The 18,171-nt window shown below is 68.9% G+C and carries 17 protein-coding genes and 2 pseudogenes; 11 read left to right on the forward strand and 8 right to left on the reverse strand.

Annotated features, from left to right (window positions below; genetic code table 11):
• The first annotated feature begins 12 nt into the window (after window positions 1-12).
• A complete protein-coding gene (locus ACF088_RS14575; protein ID WP_392376106.1) occupies window positions 13-1,512 on the forward strand; it encodes a long-chain fatty acid--CoA ligase in 1,500 nt (499 codons plus the stop codon).
• Between the two features lie 551 nt (window positions 1,513-2,063).
• Here ACF088_RS14575 and ACF088_RS14580 read toward each other — a convergent pair.
• Window positions 2,064-2,483, reverse strand: coding sequence for a nuclear transport factor 2 family protein (locus ACF088_RS14580; RefSeq protein WP_392376107.1), 420 nt, complete (start codon window positions 2,481-2,483; stop codon window positions 2,064-2,066).
• A gap of 411 nt (window positions 2,484-2,894) precedes the next feature.
• On the opposite strand from ACF088_RS14580, the gene ACF088_RS14585 reads away from it, so the two are divergent.
• The 4 genes from ACF088_RS14585 to ACF088_RS14600 are packed head-to-tail and all read left to right on the forward strand — an operon-like array spanning window position 2,895 to window position 6,713.
• The gene (locus ACF088_RS14585; RefSeq protein WP_392376347.1) at window positions 2,895-3,350 is read left to right on the forward strand and encodes a (2Fe-2S)-binding protein; all 456 of its coding nucleotides are present in this window, start codon (window positions 2,895-2,897) and stop codon (window positions 3,348-3,350) included.
• A 1-nt stretch (window position 3,351) separates the two neighbouring features.
• Window positions 3,352-4,329, forward strand: a complete 978-nt coding sequence (locus ACF088_RS14590; RefSeq protein WP_392376108.1) for an FAD binding domain-containing protein — start codon at window positions 3,352-3,354, stop codon at window positions 4,327-4,329.
• Window positions 4,329-6,527, forward strand: coding sequence for a xanthine dehydrogenase family protein molybdopterin-binding subunit (locus tag ACF088_RS14595; protein ID WP_392376109.1), 2,199 nt, complete (start codon window positions 4,329-4,331; stop codon window positions 6,525-6,527). Before ACF088_RS14590 ends, ACF088_RS14595 begins: the two co-directional genes overlap by 1 nt.
• A 42-nt stretch (window positions 6,528-6,569) precedes the next feature.
• Window positions 6,570-6,713: an XdhC family protein gene (locus ACF088_RS14600; protein ID WP_392376110.1), complete on the forward strand. Its 144-nt coding sequence runs from the start codon at window positions 6,570-6,572 to the stop codon at window positions 6,711-6,713.
• A gap of 280 nt (window positions 6,714-6,993) precedes the next feature.
• Here the strand turns inward: ACF088_RS14600 and ACF088_RS14605 are convergent, their stop codons facing one another.
• The 3 genes from ACF088_RS14605 to ACF088_RS14615 all read right to left on the reverse strand — a co-directional run bounded on the left by ACF088_RS14605 (window position 6,994) and on the right by ACF088_RS14615 (window position 10,114).
• Window positions 6,994-8,493 carry an MFS transporter gene (locus ACF088_RS14605; protein WP_392376111.1) on the reverse strand — a complete coding sequence of 500 codons (1,500 nt, stop codon included), beginning with the start codon at window positions 8,491-8,493 and terminating at the stop codon, window positions 6,994-6,996.
• Between the two features lie 68 nt (window positions 8,494-8,561).
• Complete coding sequence (locus ACF088_RS14610) at window positions 8,562-9,209, reverse strand: HD domain-containing protein (RefSeq protein WP_392376112.1); 648 nt, start codon at window positions 9,207-9,209, stop codon at window positions 8,562-8,564.
• Between the two features lie 137 nt (window positions 9,210-9,346).
• Complete coding sequence (locus ACF088_RS14615; RefSeq protein WP_392376113.1) at window positions 9,347-10,114, reverse strand: SDR family NAD(P)-dependent oxidoreductase; 768 nt, start codon at window positions 10,112-10,114, stop codon at window positions 9,347-9,349.
• 465 nt (window positions 10,115-10,579) lie between these two features.
• Here ACF088_RS14615 and ACF088_RS14620 point away from each other — a divergent pair.
• From ACF088_RS14620 to ACF088_RS14645, 6 genes and pseudogenes are all read left to right on the forward strand, one after another.
• Window positions 10,580-10,924 (forward strand): annotated as a pseudogene (locus tag ACF088_RS14620) (NAD(P)-binding domain-containing protein); the annotation flags it as partial.
• Window positions 10,887-11,075 (forward strand): annotated as a pseudogene (locus ACF088_RS14625) (NAD(P)-binding domain-containing protein); the annotation flags it as partial. The pseudogenes ACF088_RS14620 and ACF088_RS14625, both read left to right, overlap by 38 nt.
• A gap of 187 nt (window positions 11,076-11,262) precedes the next feature.
• Entirely contained in the window at window positions 11,263-11,454 is a 192-nt protein-coding gene (locus tag ACF088_RS14630; RefSeq protein ID WP_392376361.1) for a hypothetical protein, read from the forward strand.
• A 109-nt stretch (window positions 11,455-11,563) separates the two neighbouring features.
• The gene (locus ACF088_RS14635; RefSeq protein ID WP_392376114.1) at window positions 11,564-12,511 is read left to right on the forward strand and encodes an NAD(P)-dependent oxidoreductase; all 948 of its coding nucleotides are present in this window, start codon (window positions 11,564-11,566) and stop codon (window positions 12,509-12,511) included.
• 396 nt (window positions 12,512-12,907) lie between these two features.
• The gene (locus ACF088_RS14640; protein WP_392376115.1) at window positions 12,908-13,396 is read left to right on the forward strand and encodes an NUDIX hydrolase; all 489 of its coding nucleotides are present in this window, start codon (window positions 12,908-12,910) and stop codon (window positions 13,394-13,396) included.
• A 475-nt stretch (window positions 13,397-13,871) separates the two neighbouring features.
• A complete protein-coding gene (locus tag ACF088_RS14645) occupies window positions 13,872-14,171 on the forward strand; it encodes a hypothetical protein (RefSeq protein WP_392376116.1) in 300 nt (99 codons plus the stop codon).
• Between the two features lie 375 nt (window positions 14,172-14,546).
• Here ACF088_RS14645 and ACF088_RS14650 read toward each other — a convergent pair whose 3' ends face one another.
• The 4 genes from ACF088_RS14650 to ACF088_RS14665 all read right to left on the reverse strand — a co-directional run bounded on the left by ACF088_RS14650 (window position 14,547) and on the right by ACF088_RS14665 (window position 17,925).
• Window positions 14,547-15,020, reverse strand: coding sequence for an OsmC family protein (locus tag ACF088_RS14650; protein ID WP_392376118.1), 474 nt, complete (start codon window positions 15,018-15,020; stop codon window positions 14,547-14,549).
• Between the two features lie 179 nt (window positions 15,021-15,199).
• The gene (locus ACF088_RS14655; RefSeq protein ID WP_392376120.1) at window positions 15,200-15,475 is read right to left on the reverse strand and encodes a hypothetical protein; all 276 of its coding nucleotides are present in this window, start codon (window positions 15,473-15,475) and stop codon (window positions 15,200-15,202) included.
• 219 nt (window positions 15,476-15,694) lie between these two features.
• Window positions 15,695-16,435: an AAA family ATPase gene (locus ACF088_RS14660; RefSeq protein ID WP_392376121.1), complete on the reverse strand. Its 741-nt coding sequence runs from the start codon at window positions 16,433-16,435 to the stop codon at window positions 15,695-15,697.
• A gap of 269 nt (window positions 16,436-16,704) precedes the next feature.
• The gene (locus tag ACF088_RS14665) at window positions 16,705-17,925 is read right to left on the reverse strand and encodes an AI-2E family transporter (protein WP_392376122.1); all 1,221 of its coding nucleotides are present in this window, start codon (window positions 17,923-17,925) and stop codon (window positions 16,705-16,707) included.
• Window positions 17,926-18,171 lie beyond the last annotated feature (246 nt).

Below are 18,171 nucleotides of genomic sequence, written 5' to 3' on the forward strand. Positions count from 1 at the left end.
AAAGGAGCTGACATGAACCTCGCATCCCACTTGGTGAGCAGTGCTCGGACTGATCCGGATCGCGCCGTACTCCGGCTGGGGGACGCCGCCGTGTCCTATCGCACGCTCGACCAGAGCAGTGCCCGCTTGGCCGGACTGCTCCACGACCGTGGCGTAAAGCCCGGCGACCGAGTCGCGATCATGCTGCCCAATGTGCCCGAGTTCGCCCTCGCCTACTTCGGCGCACTGCGGGCCGGCGGCATCGTCGTCCCGATGAACCCCCTGCTCAAGTCCCGCGAGGTCGCCTACTATCTCGGCAACTCAGGTGCCCGGCTCCTGTTCGCCTGGGACGCCTTCGCCGACGAGGCGCGGACCGGTGCGCAGCAGGCCGAGGCCGAAGCGGTCGTCGTCGGCCCCGGGGCATTCCACGAGCTGCCGGCGCCCGCGCCACCCGTGGAGGACCTGCCCGACCGGCACGGGGACGACACCGCGGTGATCCTCTACACCTCGGGGACGACCGGTCAGCCGAAGGGCGCCGAACTGACCCACGCCAACCTCACCCGTAACTGCGACATCGTGGCCACCGAGCTGCTCCAGCTCACCCCCGACGACGTGATCTTCGGTGGGCTGCCGCTGTTCCACGCGTTCGGACAGACCTGCACCCTCAACGCCGCCGTCGCCTCCGGGGCGTGCCTCACGCTGCTGCCCCGCTTCGATGCCGGGAAGGCACTGGGAATCCTCGGCAAGCACGGGGTGACCGTCTTCGCCGGGGTGCCGACGGTGTTCAGCAGGCTGGTACGCCAGCCCGGCCGGAACGCCCGTCCCGGCTCCCGGCTGCGCGTGTCCCTCTCCGGCGGCGCGGCGATGCCGGTCCAGGTGCTGCACGACTTCCAGGCCTCGTTCGACTGTGTCGTGCTCGAAGGGTACGGGCTGTCGGAGACCTCGCCCGTCGCCTCGTTCAACACCCTGCAGTCCGGCCCCAAGCCCGGTTCGGTCGGCACCCCGATCCGGGGTGTCGAGATGCGGGTGGTCGACGACGGTTCGGAGGTACCGCACGGGGAATCCGGCGAGATCGCCATCCGCGGGCACAACGTGATGAAGCGTTATTGGCAACGCCCCGAGGAGACCGCCGTCGCGATCCGGGACGGTTGGTTCTACACGGGCGACATCGGCCGGGTCGACCAGGACGGATACTTCTGGATCGTCGGACGGAAGAAGGACGTGATCATCCGGGGCGGGTACAACGTGTACCCCCGCGAAGTCGAAGATGTGCTGTACGAGCATCCGGCGGTCGCCGACGCCGCGGTCATCGGTCTCCCCAGCACCGATCTCGGTGAGGAAGTGGGGGCGGCGGTCGTTCTCAAGCCGGGCGCCCGCACGACAGCCGAGGAACTGCGCGGGTACGTCAAGCGTCAGGTCGCCGCCTACAAGTATCCGCGGAAGGTATGGATCGTGGACGCGCTGCCGAAGGGGCCCACCGGCAAGGTCCTCAAGCGGGACATCGTCCCGCCGCCCGAGCCGGGCAGGCGATGAGGCGCCTGCCCGGGACCGGTCTGCAAGCCGTCCGACGCTCAGTGGACGTGCCGGGCCGCGGCCTCGACCACTGGAACGGAGGCCGCCGCGGCCCTTGCCACCCGGCCCGATGCGCCGTGGCACCCCGCCGACCGGCAGCGCCGGCCCACGGGCTGACATCCCGGATTCGACGCCCTCTTCACCACCTCACTGCTCGCCGTGAAACGGACTGAGCCGACCTGGGCCGTCCGGTCCCGGACCCCGGCGACGGGGCGCCGAGGCCCGGTACCTGGTACCCGAGCCCGGTACCTGGCTGCCCGTCCTTGTACCGTGCGCCCGGCCGCCTCGGCTTGGGCTCCTCCGGGTCAGCACCTCGAAGCCACTGTGGACCGGACGATGAGTGGGCTTGGGCGGGCGGGGCAGCGGGCGCTGCCGGGTGCGGGCTTCGGGCGGGTCAGCCGGCGGCGGCCTGCTTGATCAGGTTGGCGACGGCTGCGGGCTACACCCACTTCGGCGTACGACGGGGGCGGCTCGCGACGACCCGCGGGCGGTCGCGGTCGTGAGCGGAAAGCTCATGTGGCGGAGCCGGTCAGCGGGTCGGACGGGAACTGGTCACCGAACATCGGCAGGCCGCTGGCGGACTCCGCGCGGGTCGCCTCATCCTGTAGTACGTCCCAGTGTTCGGCGAGCTTGCCGTTTTCGATGCGCACCACGTCGGCCGCCACCGAGGCGGCGGGGCTGCCATTGCCGCTGAAACGGCCGTAGAGCATGACGTGATCGCCTTCGGCGAGGACGAGCTGGTGCTCGTAGCGCAGGGTGTCCGGCAGCGAGCGGATCAGGTCGAACAGACCCGCGCGTCCTGGTGCGATGTGCGCGCTGTGCTGGATGTAGCGATCGGACCAGAAATCTTCGGCAGCGACGTAGTCACGCTTGTTGAACAGCGTGTCGAACGCTTCCAGCACCAGTGCCTTGTTCTGTTCGGGAGTAGTCATGTGGTTCTCCACGAGGTAGCCGCTGCATCCCCCCGGACCATGTCGATTGACTGGCACCCACCATGCCGCAAAGCGCACGCGGCCGATCCACGCCTCGCCGACTCCTACTCGGAGTCGAGGAAGAGTTTGGCGTGCTTGACGAACAGCTCGGGCTACTGGTGATGAGCGCCGTGGTGGAAACCGGGTCAGAGGAAGGTGCCGATCGCTGCCGCATGGGCCCCTACGGCCTCCGGGGTGACGGGCGCATCGCCCCCACGCCCCACGTCCCACGCCGAGCAATATGAGGCCATTAACCCGCATTAACCGGAGAGGAGAGCAAAATGCTGCTTCAGACACTTGCATAAGCAAGGGGAAACTCTCTCCAGGAGCGATGTGACGCCTCAAAAGAATCCGGACCCTGAGACGGCCGTGATGCTGCAGGTCAACGGCAAGGAGGTCGAGGTGAGGTGTGATGTGCGCGCGACACTCCTCGATCTGCTGCGCGAGCGGCTCCGTCTGACCGGCACGAAGAAGGGGTGCAACCGCGGCGAGTGTGGCGCCTGCACCGTGCACCTCGACGGCCGCAGAGTCAATGCCTGTCTGGTCCTGGCGGCCGGCGCGGACGGAGGCGAGGTGACCACGGTGGAAGGGTTGGCCCGCGGTGAACAACTGCACCCGGTGCAGGAGGCGTTCATCGAGTCGGACGCGTTCCAGTGCGGGTTCTGCACTCCCGGACAGATCATGTCGGCCGTCGCCTGCATCCGGGAAGGGCACACCGGATCGAACGAGGAGATCCGCGAGTGGATGAGCGGGAACATCTGCCGCTGCTCGGCGTACCCCCAGATCGCGGCGGCGGTTGCCTCGGCGGCGGCCCGAGACGACGTGTGACATGCGGCCGTTCACCTACATCAAGGCGGAGACGATCGCAGGAGCGCTGGAGAAGGCGCAGGCACGAGGCACCATGTTTCTCGCCGGCGGCACAGAACTGCTCAACTGGGCCAGGATCGGCATCGAGTCCCCGGCGCACCTGGTCGACATCGGCCGCCTGGCGAGCCTGGACGGCATCGAGGCCGGCGACAACGGCGTGCGCATCGGTGCACTGGGCCGTTTGAACGACGTGGCGCAGGACCCTCGTGTCGTTTCCTCCTATCCGGTCCTCTCCCAGGCCATCCTCAATGCCGCTTCGGCACAGATCCGAAACGTGGCGACGATCGGCGGGAACCCCGTGCAGCGCACCCGCTGTCCTTACTTCCGGTCCGCGGAGCCCGTGCCCTGCAACAAGCGCGTTCCCGGGTCGGGGTGCGCTGCTCTGCACGGTGCCAACGAACGACTGGCGATCTTCGGATGGACCGAGGAGTGCGTGGCGACGCAGCCCTCCGATCCCGTCGTCGCCCTGGCGTGCCTGGATGCCCAGATCGTCACCGAGCACCCCGACGGGGGACGAACGATCCCCGCCACGCAGTTCCACACGTTGCCCGCCGAAGACCCCTCCGCACACAACGTACTGCGTTCCGGCGAGTTGATCACCGCGGTCGATCTCGGAGCGCCGGCCCCCAGGTCCGCGTACGTCAAGGTACGTGAACGCCAGAGCTACGAGTTCGCTCTCGTCTCGGCCGCCGCGGCGGTCGAGGTCGAAGAAGGTGTGATCTCCCGCGCGCGTCTGGCCCTGGGAGCGGTCGCCATGCGCCCGTGGCGGCTGTACGACAGCGAACGTGCCCTGGTCGGCCTGCGCCCCGGAAGCCCGGAAGTGCTGGCCGCCGTCACTGCGGGGTTTCGCGACAGCCGCCCGCTCTCGTCGAACGCGTTCAAGATCCCACTTGCGCGCAACACGGCCATGCGCGCCCTCGAATTGGCCCTGGAGGCGTGATGACCACCACCCGAGCCGTCACCAGGCAGGACGGCCCCGAGAAGGTGACCGGAGCTGCCTCCTACACGGCCGACTACAGCGCGCCCCGGCAGCTCTACGCCGTCCTGGTGGGGGCCGCTGTCCCCGCCGGTCGTGTCACTGGATTCGACCTCGTTGACGCCCTGGCAGCACCTGGCGTGGTCGGTGTCTTGACGGCCGGTGACCTGCCTGCGGTGCACGACGACTTCGCAGCCCTGCCCAGTCCGCCCCTGGCGACTCGCTTCCTGCCCATGCAGTCGGACATCGTTCACTACGCCGGACAGCCTGTGGCCATGGTCCTGGCCGAGACACTCGAAGCGGCAGAGGGGGCCGCCGCCAACGTCGGTGTTTCCTATGAGCGAGAGCCGTTCGTGAACCCGGACACCGCCGTATCGGTTCCCCCGTCGCCGGACAGTGGCTATGGCATGCTCGCCGCACTGGAATTCCGCAAGGGAAACGTACCCGAGGCCCTGTCCGGCGCCCCCGTGCGGGTCGAACGCACCTACACCCAGCCGTCGCGGCACGGCAATCCCATGGAGCCCAGCGCCATCGTCGCCGAGTGGGACGATGGCGTGCTGACCGTCCACGACTCGGCCCAGCACGTGTACGCCGTACAAGACACGCTGGCCGGCGCGTTCGGGCTGCCCTCGGAAAAGGTCCGGGTCATCGCCACCCACACGGGCGGCGGATTCGGCACCAAGGCGTTCGTCTGGCCGCACGAGATCCTCGGCCCCATGGCGGCGAAGGCCGCGGGGCGACCGGTAAAGCTGGTCCTCAGCCGGGCCGACATGTACGCCGTCGTCGGCTACCAGCCGCTGATGGAGCACCGTCTGTCCCTGGGAGCCGGCAAGAACGGGCAGCTCCAAGCCATCGCCCACGAGGTCGACAACGTCACCTCCGTCACCGACGACTATGTGGAGTTCGGCAGCGTTCCCGCCAAGTCCCTCTACGCGGCAGCGAACATCTCCACCAGCCAGCGGGTGCGCCGTGGAAACGTCAACCTCTCTTCGTTCATGCGCTCACCCATCGACGGCCCCGGTAGCTGGGCCCTGGGGTCGGCTATCGACGAGCTGGCGCACGCGCTGCGTATGGATCCGCTCACCCTGCGGACCGTCAACTACGCGGACCACGACCCCGCGGACGGATCGCCTTGGTCCTCCAAGAAACTGAAAGAGGCATACGACCAGGGAGCTCGGCGATTCGGCTGGTGGAACAGGCCGAAGGGCGGTACCCGTGATGGGCATTGGCTGATCGGCTGCGGCATGGCGGACTGCACCCAGGGCCAGTTCCGGTTCTCCTCGCAGGCCAGGGTCAGGCTGCAAGCAGACGCCACTGCGCGTATCGAAGCCGGCTTCACCGACATCGGAGCCGGCTCGACCACCATCTTCCCGCAGATCACTGCGGAGACGCTCGGCCTGGACATCAGTGCCGTCACCGGGATCTCAGGCGACACCAAGCTTCCCTACTCCTGCCCCACTTACGGATCGGGCACGACGCTGTCCATGGGAACGGCTGTGCACAACGCTTCCCGGGACGTGCTGCGGCAGCTCGCCGAAGCGCTGTCCTGGCCGGCGGACGAGGTCCAGGCCGCGGGCGGGCAGCTCGCGTGGCAGGGTGAGAGCAGGCCTTTCCAGGACATCATGCGCTCCGCCGGCCTGGAAGAGATCGTCGGGACGGGAGCACTCCAGCTGCCGGGCGACGCATCCGCCGACGCGGGAGCACCGGGATTCTCCTCACGCACCTTCGGCGCCATGTTCGTCGAAGTGGGAGTGGACCCGGAACTGGGGCTACTGCGGCTGCGCCGCGCGACGGGTGTCTACAGCGTCGGCGCCGTCGTCAACGAGCGGACGGCCCGATCCCAGATGATCGGCGGAGTCGTGTGGGGATGGGGCATGGCCGCCATGGAGGCAAGCCACTTCGAACCCCGCCTCGGCCGATGGCTCTCCCAGGACCTGGCCGGGGTCCCGCTGCCGGTCAACGCCGACATCCCCCCGCACATCGACATCTCCTTCGTCGATGAGTTCGACCCACACGCCGGCCCACTCGGCGCAAAGGGCGTCGGCGAGCTCTCCGCCACCGGAGTCGCGGCCGCGGTCGCCAACGCAGTCTTCAACGCCACCGGGCGGCGGGTCCGCGACCTGCCGATCACCCCCGACAAGCTTCTGGACCCCCTGCTCTGAGCAGCACCGTCACCAACGGGACAGGAACCCCGGGGAGGAACAGTGCTGGACCTCGCGGCCGAAGCCCTGCACGCATGGAGCGCGAAGGCCGAGCCTGCCGCCGTCGCCACGAGGGTCTCGACAAGCGGCAGCGCCCCGCGGCGGCCGGGCGCTGCCCTGCCCGTCGGTACAACGTCCTCGGCCTGAGCGGTATGGCGGGCGATGGCGCGCTGATGGCGCCGATCGGCTCACGCACCGACGCGCAGGACGGCCCGGTCGTGCCGCTCGGTCACTCCTGCGGCGGTGCGGTCATCACCGAAAGGTGGCGGCGTCAACATGCCGAAGGGGAAGGGCCCGGGACCTGCTACGTGAACCGGTACCCCGCGCCGCGGTGGCGGGAGCAGCTGCCGGAGACGTGCTTGGCGTAGAACCAGGTGTCGTCCGTGCACTTGGGCAGGTCGGCCTTCGGGACGGAGCGCGACGAGTCTCAGCTTTGGGCGGCATGACAGTGCCCATGGGCGACTTCGGGCGGGCAGGGGGCCACTGTTGCGCCACGGTCGTTGCGCCACTCGATGAGCGCGATGCCCAACGCCGCCAAGATGGCGGCGATGCCGACGCCGATGGAGGCTGCCACGGCCAGCCGGTAGTCGTCCCCGCTCGAGGTCAGTACCAGGTAGTACGTGCCGGGCAGTGCGGCCGTCCCCACTGCCCCGCCAAGCCGCTGTCCGGTCTGCAGCGCACCGCCGGCGGCGCCCGCCATCCGCACCGGAACGTCCCGCAGCGTCATCGTCACATTCGGGGAAATGACGAAGCCACTGCCGATACCGCCCACGAGGAGGGCGGGGACAGCGGCCCAGACGGCGACCGATGACGGGGCAAACCTGAGCAGCAGCGCCGCTGCGGCGAGCCCGACAGCGACGCCGATCAGGCCGAGCACGGTCAGCAGCCTGCCCATCCGCTCCACAAGCCGTCCGGCTACGACGGCCGCTCCCGCGGAGCCCACCGCGAACGGTGTCACGGCCAGGCCGGACTGCAGCGGCGAATAGCCCAGGCCGTTTTGGAAGAACAGTGCGAACACGATCCACACACCGCTGAATCCCATGAAGTAGAGCGTCGCCAGGCCGGCACCGGTCGCATAGCCGCGGGTCTCGGCAATCAACCGTGGATGCAGCAGCGGTTCGCCGCCTTGGGCTGCGGCTCGGCGCTCCCACCGCCCGAAGCCGACCAGCAGCAGTGCCCCTACCGGGAAGAGCCACCACAGACGGCGCACGCCGCCGGAGTCGGCCTGGACCAACGGCAGCAGGACCGCCAGGACACCGCAACCGATCAGGGCAACGCCCGACAGATCGAGGTGTCCCCTCTTGCCCGGGGCGACGCGGGGCAGCAGCCGGTAGCCGAGTACGAGTGCCACGGCACCGACGGGAATGTTGACGAAGAAGATCCAGCGCCAGCCCTGGGGTCCGGTGGCCAGGGCGAGGATGAGGCCTCCGGTGATCGGACCGACCGCACTGGAGATGCCGACGGTGGCACCGAACAAGCCGAAGGCACGAGCGCGCTCGGCTCCGGTGAACATCTGCTGGATCAGTGCGGAATTCTGCGGAGCAAGGCAGCCGGCGGCGATTCCTTGCGCCATACGGGCGATGACGAGCAGGGTGATCGTCGGGGCCGCCCCCGCCGCGATGCTGCACAGGACAAAGGCGGCGAGCGCTCCGAGGAAGATCCGGCGTCGGCCGATCGCATCGCCGAGACGTCCGGCCGGCACCAGCGCAAGTGCGAACGTCAGCGCATACCCGGACACCACCCATTGCACTGCGGCCGGGGAGGCACCCAGGTCCTTTTGCATCGAGGGCAGCGCGACCGCGACGATCGTCACATCGAGCAGGATCATGAAGCCCGCCACCAGCGTGACCCACAAGGCACGCCACCGGCTCGGATCTGGCCTGCCTGCCGGCGTCGCCGTGCCTGGTGGCCGCCTACTCGGTCCCACGGGGCTCCTTTTGGAGTGAAGAGGGGCGTGGTGGCGCTATCTTGCGGTCGTTGTGGTTCGCTGGTGGGCTATTCGGCCCACGGGGAGTCCAGGATGGTGCGTACGAAGTCCCCGCGCTCGAAGCCGGGCACGTAGTGTGCGAGCACGTCGGCTTTGACGTTGCCGAACGTGGTCTGCGGCTTGGGCCGAATCCCTTCGGTGAAAGCCTCCAGGATGCGCGGCTTGAAGCCGGGGCGCGGGTGCAGCGCGACCACCGCGGCACGGTCCGCCTCGTCGATGTCGTGGTAGCCGATGCCGAGGACGTCGTACTCCACACCTGCGGTCACCAGCGCCACCTCCGGTTCCATGAACTCGGGGATGCCCGGAGTGGTGTGCAGGGCGATGGCGGTCCACACCCGTCGGATGCTGTCCTCCGGTACCTGATAGGCCTGCAGGAACCGGCGGGCCTCATCGGCGCTGTCCACCTCGAAGCGCCGCCCGCTTCCGTGGAAGGGTTCGTTCAGGCCCAGGTCGTGGAACATGGCCGCGATGTAGAGCAGCTCGGGGTCGAAGCTGAGGTCCCGGTTGCGCCCTTGGAGGCTGCCGAAGAAGTACACACGGCGCGAGTGGTCGTAGATCAATTCACTGGTGCTGTCCCGTACGACCTCGGTCGCCTCCCGCGCGAGCTTCGTGTCCGGGACACGGACCCCGGCCGGTGTGGAGGAGTCATCCGTCATCGCAACTACCTTCTCCTTCGGTCTGTCGGTCCTTTCGGCGATACTTCCCGTCCCCGAATCACCAGAGGGGCGCACCATGCCTGTACTTCGGTATAACCCACCCTGTGCGACCGGGTAACCCACGGTGTCATTCCTCGTCAGAACCAGCCGCCATCGGCCTGGACGGTCCGGCCGGTGATGAACGAGGCATCGTCTGACACCAGGAACGAGACGACTGCGGCGATTTCAGCGGGCTGGGCCATCCTCCCGAGCGAGCTGGCAGTGCGGATGACGGTGTGAAAGTCAGCGTCGATGTCGGGGTGGACGTACCGGGAAGCCGCGTGGTCGGACATGTCGGTGACAGTTCCCCCCGGTGCAATGGCATTGATGTTGATGCCGCGCCGGCCGAGTTCGGGGCTGAGGCTGAGCGCGATGCATTCGACGGCGGCCTTACTCGACGCATAGAGGGCGTGGTGAAAGACCGCCTTGTGGGCACTCCCCGATGACGTCAGTACGATCCTCCCGCCTTCGCCCATATGCCGTACCGCGTTCTGTACGGCGAAGAACTGGCCCCGTGCGTTGACGGCGAAGACACGGTCGAAGTCGGCGGGGGTGACGGCTTCCAGCTTGCCGAAGTGCTCGATTCCGGCGTTGCCGGCCAGGATGTCGAGTCCGCCAAGAGCGTCGGCGGCCTGATCGGTCAGCCGCTGAATCTGGTCCGGATCGCTGACGTCCGCCTTGATCGCAACCGCGCGGCGGCCGTCGGCGGTGAGCTCGGCGGCGAGTGCTCGGGCCGCGTCGCTGCTGCTCCGGTAGTTGATCGCCACGTCGGCCCCGTCAGCGGCGAGCCTGCGGGCCACTGCCGCGCCGATCCCTCGTGCGCCACCGGTGACCAGGGCCTTCCGGCCTGTCAGCCTTCCGCTCATCGGCTTCTCCCGTTACGGCGATCCGGCGATCGTGCCGAATGCAGGTAGCGCGGTGTACGGGTCCCAAAACTCACGGCAGCAGGTGGCTTTTCCACTTTTTCCACCTCGCACACGGAGGAACAGGGGAAGTCTGCCGTGGTCGTTCTCGTCACGTGGGCGCGTCCATGGTCACCACCCGGCCACCCGGCCACCCGGCCACCCGGCCACCCGGCCACCCGCACCAGAATCGCCCGGCCCTGGCCAGGCCGCCACTCGGAACACGCCCCAGCCCCGCAGCACGCCCGCCGCATTGCGCAGGAAAGAGGAACGCGAGCGGGCTGGGGGGCCGGGCCGGCGGGAGACGCCGCCGTCCTGCCCGACTCGCCGGTGTTCGGCTTACCGCTCGTGAAGGGCGCTGCGTTTCCTTGCCAGGGAAGACCCGGGTGCCAGCGGAAGATGGCTAGGGGTAGCGGAAAGGGATCTTCCATGGCTCATGCTGCCACCGTCGCTGTTCTCGGAGCAGGTGCACTCGGTGCCGCGATGGCGATACGGCTCGGAGAGAGGGGCCACGAGGTTCGGCTGTGGAATCGTACGGAGGAGCGGGCCCGTGCGGTGGCGGAGCACGCTACCGGGGTCACGGCAGTGGGCGCGGTGGGCGATGCGGTCGCCGGCGCGTCCGTCGTCCTCACGGTGCTCCGTGACGGCGATGCGGTCGCGGAGGTCATGTCGGATGCCATCGGCCGGCTCGACAACGACGCCGTCTGGGTGCAGGCGAGCACGGTAGGGCCGCGGAATGCCGACGCGCTGGCCGGTCTGGCTCGTGATCACGGTGTGGCGTACCTCGACGCACCGGTCTCGGGGAGCACCGGTCTCGGGGAGCACCGCTCCCGCTCGGCAGGGCAAGCTTGTCTGGCTGGTTGCCGGCCCCGAGGGCGTCCTTGCACGGCCGCGTCCCCTGCTCGACGATCTCGGCTCGTCCGTGCTCCACGTCGGGACGGGGGTCGAGGGAAACGCCGGCAAGCTTGCGGTCAACGCCTGGATGGCTGCCTCGGCGGTCGCCATGAGCGATGTCCTCGCGCTGTGCGACACCCTCGGTGTCGACCACGCGACGTTCGTCCGGGTGCTTGAGGCGGGCCCGCTCGCCATGCCGTACGAGCTGCAGGCGCGTCATGGACGACGTCTCATACGCCCCCGGATTCGCGGTGCAACTCGCCCCGAAGGACATCGAACCGGCCGCGGCAGCCGCCGCTCCCAGCCCTCTGCTCCAGGCCGTCCGAGACCGCCTGGAAGCAACCATCGCAGCCGGCCACGACACCGACGACCTCGCCGCCGTCGACCACCTCAGGAAGCCGCCGTCGTAGTCCGCCTGCGGTTCCTTGTTCACCGGCCCCTTGCCGGCCGCATACCGCCTTCGTTCGGTCAGTTGCGGGCCGCATCGTTCGAGCCGTCTTCCAGAAGTGAGGTACAGAAATGACGATTGCCGCCCAGAACCGCCCGCGTATCGGCTGGATCGGCCTCGGCCGCATGGGCTTCCCACTGGCTACCCGGCTGCTGGATGCGGGGCACGATGTGGCCGTCTACAACAGGAGCCGCGCCAAGGCCGAACCGCTGGCCGAACGGGGAGCGACGATCGTCGACCGGCCGGTTGATCTGGCAGACCGGGACGTCGCCTTCACCATGGTGACCGCCTCGGCTGCCCTGGAGGCGGTCACCACGGGCCCCGGCGGCGTGCTGACCTCGTCGGATGCCGCGCCGGGGGTGCTGATCGACTGCTCCACGGTGTCCACCCGGGTGTCCGCGCTGATCCGGAATGCAGCCGCCGAGCGTGGGACCGACTTCCTGGCCGCCACGGTCAGCGGGAACCCGAAGGTGATCACCGCAGGCAAGCTGACGGTCGCGGTCTCTGGTTCGCCCGAGGTGTTCGGTCAGGTGGAGCCGTTGCTGGCTCTGCTGGGGCGTGGGGTGAACTATGTCGGCGAGGGTGAAGTCGCCCGTCTCGTCAAGATCGCGCACAACGTCTTCCTCGGCGTCGTCACCCAGTCGCTCGCCGAGATCACCATCCTCGCGGAGAAGGGCGGTGTCAGCCGTGCCGCCTTCCTGCAATTCCTCAACGACTCCGTGATGGGCTCGGTCTTCACCCGTTACAAGTCGCCCGCCCTGGTCAACCTGGACTTTACGCCGACGTTCACCATGCCGCTGCTACGCAAGGACTTCGACCTGGGGCTCTCCGCGGCCCGCGAGCTGGAGACCCCGATGCCGCTCGCCGCCGCCACCGCCCAGCTCGTCGCGGCTGCCATCGGCGCGGGGCATCTCGAAGAGGACTTCGCCTCCCTGATCCTCGAGCAGGCCAGGAACTCCGGCATCACATTGGAAGCCGAGAACGTGCCGGTGGACGACGGTCTGCCACCGCAGGCCTGATGAGGACGGTGTCGCCGCGGTCGGCGAGTCGCTGCGCCAGAACGCCTCCCGGGGAGCCGCTTGCTCCGACAATCATCGAGGTGGACACGGGTCAGGGGCTCCTGACGGTGGTCCGTTCCGGTCGGTGACAAGGCGGATCTTCGATCCCGGCTCTCCTCGGCCGCTCGGATTCGATTCGCCAAAGCCCCCCTCGGCGCCCCGGAAAAACCAGTCGACCGGATCGCCCGGGCTCGGCGGCAAGGCTGGGCGAGCAGGACGAATGTCTGGCGCCCCATTGCCGACTCCACCAGGGCCGGTTGGCGCAGCGAGGTCCGGCGGAACACCTTGAGGAGCCGATCGGGCTTTGATGAAGAGCGATACAAGAAACGCAACACCGTCGAACGGGCGGTCAGCCGCTTGAAGCAGCAGCACCGGGCGGTCGCCGGTCACGCGTACGCCGTGTGCATCGAGGACGGGCGGGTGCTGCTCGCCTGTCACGTCCCACCGAAGGGCGCGACCAACTGGACCCTTCCGGGCGGCAGGGTCGAGCAAGCGGAGGATCCGTTCGATGCAGTGATCCGAGAGGTCGCTGAGGAGACCGGCTGCGATGCGGTGGTCGAACGCCTGCTGGGCGTGGACTCCAGGGTCATCCCCGCAGCCGAGCGCGCCATCCCCGGCGGACCAGAACACCAGAATGTCGGCATCTTCTACCAGGTCCGCATCACCGGCGGCCAACTCCGGCCCGAGCCGAACGGTGAAATCGCCGAGTGCGTCTGGACTCCGATACCCGATGTCGCCGGCCTGCGCCGGTCGTCACTGGTCGACATCGGCCTCGCCCTTGCGCAGACCCTTCCGGCAACCGGCCACGTCGCTCCCGTCACGGTCGGCGGCCTGATCCAGCACTGAGGCAACCACCAACGTCTACCCGGCCTGCCGGACCGTCACCTGGCTTACGTGACCGGCCGGACACGTCCTGGTGACCGGTCCCACCTCCGCGCTACCCGGATCACATGCGCCGGCTCCCGGCTCCCGACTCATCGTCTCGCGCGAGATATGTCCGCATATCGGCAGCCGGACCATCCCACGCGTTGACGGGCGGCACCGCCCCCCTCGACCGAGTTCTGGGCTCCGCTTCGGGGAGCACTCCTGTGCAAGCGTCCCCACGCAGCTGCGAGAACGCGCCGCATAGACTCCCCCTGCCGGCTCGTCCGCCGCCCCCGCCCGCAGAAAGGTGCCGCCGTGCCCGAGCAGTCCGTGTCCGCCCCCGCCCACGGCGGCGCTCACTCCCTCGTCTTCACCGACGACGTCGTACGCGCCGCCACTCACCTCTAGCCCAGGCCCGCCGGTTTCCCGACCCACCCGCAAAAGGACAACCCCACCCGTGAAGAAAAGCGCGATAGCCGGCGGCTGCATCCTCGGCCTTCTCGTGATCGTCGGCGCCTACCAGGGCAGCACCGTCACCACCGACCCGCTGACCCTCGCCGAATACGAGAAGCTCAAGGCCGGCAGCAGCGAGAAAACCTTGTTCAGCTACGCCAGTACCTGCCAGCAGGACAGCGAAAAGGTCGCCGCCGACTATCCCCTCACCTGGACGTGCTACGGCGCCGACGGAAGCAGCAGCGCGGTGTTCTTCTATTCCAAGGGTGTGCTGTTCAGCAAGGCACAGACCGGGCTCACTTAACCCGGTCTGTGCCTTGCGTGTGATGCGGTGAGCGCTGGGGCGGGCCCAAGGGGGCGATGCCCCGCGAGCTTTGGTGATGGGGCCTGCTTTAGCGGATCTCACCGGTCGGCGGATGCACCTTCCGGGTGCAGCGTGGTCGAGGAACCGGCCACCTTCTGCCTCGTCGTCCGGAGATCTGAGCCTGGGCAGCTTCGTTTGGATCATCCGACCGTTGGCCCAGGTGCGCCGCCAACTGAGGCGCAGCGGGCCCGGATCGAGCCGTTGCTTTTGGACCGGGCGCCCGGACGAGATGGCCGATGGCGCGGTCACTGCGAGGTGACGGGCGTGTTGGACAGCCATCTCGTCTCGATCGCCCATGAGCACGGCAACAGCGTCTTATTGGACGCGGGTGAGCGGCTCATGTCGGATGGGAAAGTTCACCGAGCGAGCGATGAAGCACACCGATTGCACTTCGCCGTGCAGCGCGCGAGCCTTGTCCACCATGGACGCCTCGGCAACGGTCACCTCTGGGCGAAGCACGATTTCGGTGAGCTGGCCTCCCCCGCCGCTCGCGTCCATGGTCATGACGCCGTGAGCGCGGTCTTCGTAGTCGACAACGGTCACTCCGCCCACAGCGCAAAGGTGGAGATACCAGAGCATGTGGCACTGAGCAACGGAGGCCACCAGCAGTTCCTCTGGATTCCAGCGGGACGGGTCGCCGCGAAAGGCCGGATCGGAGGAGGCAGCGATAGGCGCCTTCCCCGTCGCCAAGACTTCATGGGCACGACTGAAGGAACGGTAAGTATCCGTGCCCGAGCCGAGGTTGCCGGTCCATTCGATCGCTACGTCGTAGGTGTGCGTCTCAGTCATGCTGCCAGGATAAGGAGAGTCCGGCCCCGCTTGACTGACGGCATCGTGCCCACAAGCCCAGCAGCCGGAAACCGCTCCGGCCCCCCGGCATCGGTCGACCGGCTGACGCGCTGCGGCCCCCGCTCGGCGGGGGCCGCAGTGCCCTGGTCTTCAGCGAAGCCGGGAGGAGCGATCGGGGGTCACTTGCCCGGCGTCTCCGCCAAGCGGAAGGGCCCCGCGGCGCCGGGGCCGAACATCACCGGCAGGTTGCGCCCCAGCGGCACCACCACGACCGGCTCGTCGCGGTACTCCCGGAGAAAGTTCTCCAGGGGCTCCCAGATGAGACTCCGGTACGCCGTCTCGCTTCGTTGGGGTTCGAAGGAAAGGGTCAGCGCAGAGTCCATTACGGTGACGCTCACGGCGTCCACTTCCAGCCACTCTCCACCGATCCAGGCTTCGAGCCTCACGTATGACATGACGCAAGAGTGCCTTGCACCTCGTGCCACCCGCAAACCAGCGCGGCGGTAGGCCTCCGCTGGGACTGTCCGTACGACGGCCGCGAGGCCCGGCAGAGGTCTTGGCTGCGGCAGCCGACGGCGCGAGCCGGGCGGGGCTCGTCAGCAGGACTCCCCGCCCAGGACTCCCCGCCCAGGACTCGCCGCCCAGGACTCGCCGGGCCGGAGTGCAGAGGGGTGCTACGGCCGTACCCCGTCCTCCGTCAGGGGCGACCGGGCCGGTGCCGGGACGAACTCCACGGCCGCCACCTGCTCTCGTGAACCGCGGTCCAGCAGGACCACCGATATCGCTTCCGGCACCGGGTCGGCGGCTGCGTTCGCCGGCGGTGCGGACTGCTGCGGGAACCTGAGGGGGTGTGTGGATGAAGCGTCATCAGCTTCATCGACAGCAGCCCGTGGGGCAGGCGGCTTTGCCGCGCCGGGTCCGGACAGCGCCCCGAGCAACCGGTCGAGGCCTCTGCGATGCCGGGCGAAGGCACGGCGCGGGGCCCACCGGCCCCGGGCCTCCTGACCCGACAACGCCTCGGCCACTCCTACGTCCAGCAGCACCAGGTGCAGTTCGCGTCCCTGCCGTCCGGCGCTTCTGACCAGCCAGCGGCGCATCCACGGCCGGCCACCGCAATCGTGGACGAGCAACGCCTCGCCGTCGCGTACCGCCGTACGCAACCACCGGAAATACGTCCACCGCGCCCAAGGGCGGTACACCGCGTACGGCAACCGGGCCGGCATCACCGCCTCACAGGCGATGTGCACGGTGCGCGGGTCAACAACGGACGCGGCCTCGGACCAACGCCGCAGCAAGGTGCTCTTACCGCTTCCCGGCAGTCCGGAGACCATCACCACCGCCCCCGGCGGATACGACAACAGGGCCGGGGTGTCTCCCGGGCCCCGCAGATCCACCAGTCCGCGTGGCCGCAGCATCAACCCCCCGTGCGGTCCAACGGACTTCTCCGTTGCACCCGGCCAGACCGAATCACCCACTACGTGTCCTTTGACCTCACTGGTTTCCCCCCACCTTCCGCGACGAGCGATCTTCACACACGGCTCAAGGACTGCAAAGCCGGGACGGTTCCTACCCATTGCTGCCGACCGCCGTGGCGGCGCGGCCGGCCGAGTCCGCCGGCTCGTCGGTCCTCGTCTGTCCTCGTCGGGTGGGCCTCGTCGAGTGGGCCTCGTCGAGTGGGGCCCGCTCAGCGTCCCGGAGAGGTTGCGGGCGGGCGCGGGTGTGCGCGCAGAACGCCGTACACGGACCAGACCACGGAGACCAGCGGTACGGCGACGACCGCTCCGGGCACGCCCGCCGTGACGCTGCCGCAGATGACCGAGAGCGCCACCACCACCGGATGCAGACGGACGGCACGGCTCATCACGAGGGGGTGCAGCACATGGCCTTCGATCTGCCCGATGGCCACGATCAGCAGCACGACGACCGCGGCCACCAGCGGCCCCTTCGCGGCCAGCGCCACCACGGCGGCCACGGCCAGTGCGATGGGCGAACCCACCAGCGGGATGAAGGCGGCGAAGAACTCCAGCACGGCCAGCGGAACGGCGAGGGGGACCCCGAGGACGAAGAGCGTCACTCCCACCAGCACCGCATTGATCGCGGCCACCACCACGATCCCGCGGGTGTACCCGGTGAAGGTCACCCACGCGGCACGCCCCGCCAGACGTACGGGATGCCGCCCGCGCCCCGGCAGCTGACCGCCGAACCACCCCCACATCCGGTCGCCCGAATGCAGAAAGAACACCGCACAGAAGAGCGCCAGCACCCCCACCGTCACGAATTCCACCAGCTGGCCCACCCCGCTGAGCGCGGTGCTGATCAGACTTGCGCGATGGCTCGACACGAACCGTGACACCCGCGCCTGCACATCCGACAGCGTCCCCGCACGCAGGCGGAACGGCGGGCCTTCGAGCCACCGCTCGATCCTCGCCACACCGCCGACGAACTCCCGGCGCAGTCCCTCCCACTCACCCGCGACATTCGCCCCGATCAGGCTCAGGATGCCGAAGACCAGCACGATGCCGAGCAGCAGGCCGCCCGCGACCGCCACGGACCGCGGCATCCAGCGGTTCAGCAGACTGACCAACGGTTCGAGCAGCGCCGTCAGCACCAAGGCCAGGAACACTGCCAGCGTCACCAGCTGGAACCGCCCCAGCGCCGCAAAGATGGCGTAGACGGCGGCGCCCACGATGATCAAGCGCCACCCGTATGCCGCCGCCACCCTCAGCGACGGTGTGACCTCGGCGTCCGCGCCGGGACCGCGGTCCGGCGTACCCCCTACCGACCAGCGGATGCCTATGACTCGCGCCCCGCGGGCCAGACGCAGCGCGCTGTTCCTGCGCCGCTGCGCCGTGCCCCCGTGGGCAGCGGGGTAACGCCCGCGATCCCTGCCGGATCGGTTCCGCACTTGGCCGCCACCACCTCCCTCCCCTCCCGTGCCCAGGGCCGGAAGAGGGACGTCTGCCGCGTGAGGGACGGGCGTCCGCCCTCCGCGCATACCCCAACGTGGTATCACCGCGAGCGGACCTTCGAACGTGAGCGGGGCCGCATTCCCCCAAAGGCACGCGGCAGGGAGAGAGGTTCCGGGGCCGAGGGCTCACGCCGGAGAAGCCGAGGGCTCACGCCGGGAGAAGAGTGCGCCTTTGCTCCCCCG

Origin of the sequence: Streptomyces sp. NPDC015125 (assembly GCF_043080045.1) — a bacterium.
Classification (GTDB): Bacteria; Actinomycetota; Actinomycetes; order Streptomycetales; family Streptomycetaceae; genus Streptomyces.

What these genes read in the sequence shown, in the direction of transcription:
- ACF088_RS14595 (WP_392376109.1), top strand. Translation starts at nt 4,329, where the DNA reads ATGACCACCACCCGAGCCGTCACCAGGCAGGACGGCCCCGAGAAGGTG.
- ACF088_RS14590 (WP_392376108.1), top strand. Translation starts at nt 3,352, where the DNA reads ATGCGGCCGTTCACCTACATCAAGGCGGAGACGATCGCAGGAGCGCTG.
- ACF088_RS14580 (WP_392376107.1), bottom strand. Translation starts at nt 2,483, where the DNA reads ATGACTACTCCCGAACAGAACAAGGCACTGGTGCTGGAAGCGTTCGAC.
- ACF088_RS14635 (WP_392376114.1), top strand. Translation starts at nt 11,564, where the DNA reads ATGACGATTGCCGCCCAGAACCGCCCGCGTATCGGCTGGATCGGCCTC.
- ACF088_RS14655 (WP_392376120.1), bottom strand. Translation starts at nt 15,475, where the DNA reads ATGTCATACGTGAGGCTCGAAGCCTGGATCGGTGGAGAGTGGCTGGAA.
- ACF088_RS14650 (WP_392376118.1), bottom strand. Translation starts at nt 15,020, where the DNA reads ATGACTGAGACGCACACCTACGACGTAGCGATCGAATGGACCGGCAAC.
- ACF088_RS14585 (WP_392376347.1), top strand. Translation starts at nt 2,895, where the DNA reads ATGCTGCAGGTCAACGGCAAGGAGGTCGAGGTGAGGTGTGATGTGCGC.
- ACF088_RS14660 (WP_392376121.1), bottom strand. Translation starts at nt 16,435, where the DNA reads ATGCTGCGGCCACGCGGACTGGTGGATCTGCGGGGCCCGGGAGACACC.
- ACF088_RS14610 (WP_392376112.1), bottom strand. Translation starts at nt 9,209, where the DNA reads ATGACGGATGACTCCTCCACACCGGCCGGGGTCCGTGTCCCGGACACG.
- ACF088_RS14575 (WP_392376106.1), top strand. Translation starts at nt 13, where the DNA reads ATGAACCTCGCATCCCACTTGGTGAGCAGTGCTCGGACTGATCCGGAT.
- ACF088_RS14615 (WP_392376113.1), bottom strand. Translation starts at nt 10,114, where the DNA reads ATGAGCGGAAGGCTGACAGGCCGGAAGGCCCTGGTCACCGGTGGCGCA.
- ACF088_RS14630 (WP_392376361.1), top strand. Translation starts at nt 11,263, where the DNA reads ATGGACGACGTCTCATACGCCCCCGGATTCGCGGTGCAACTCGCCCCG.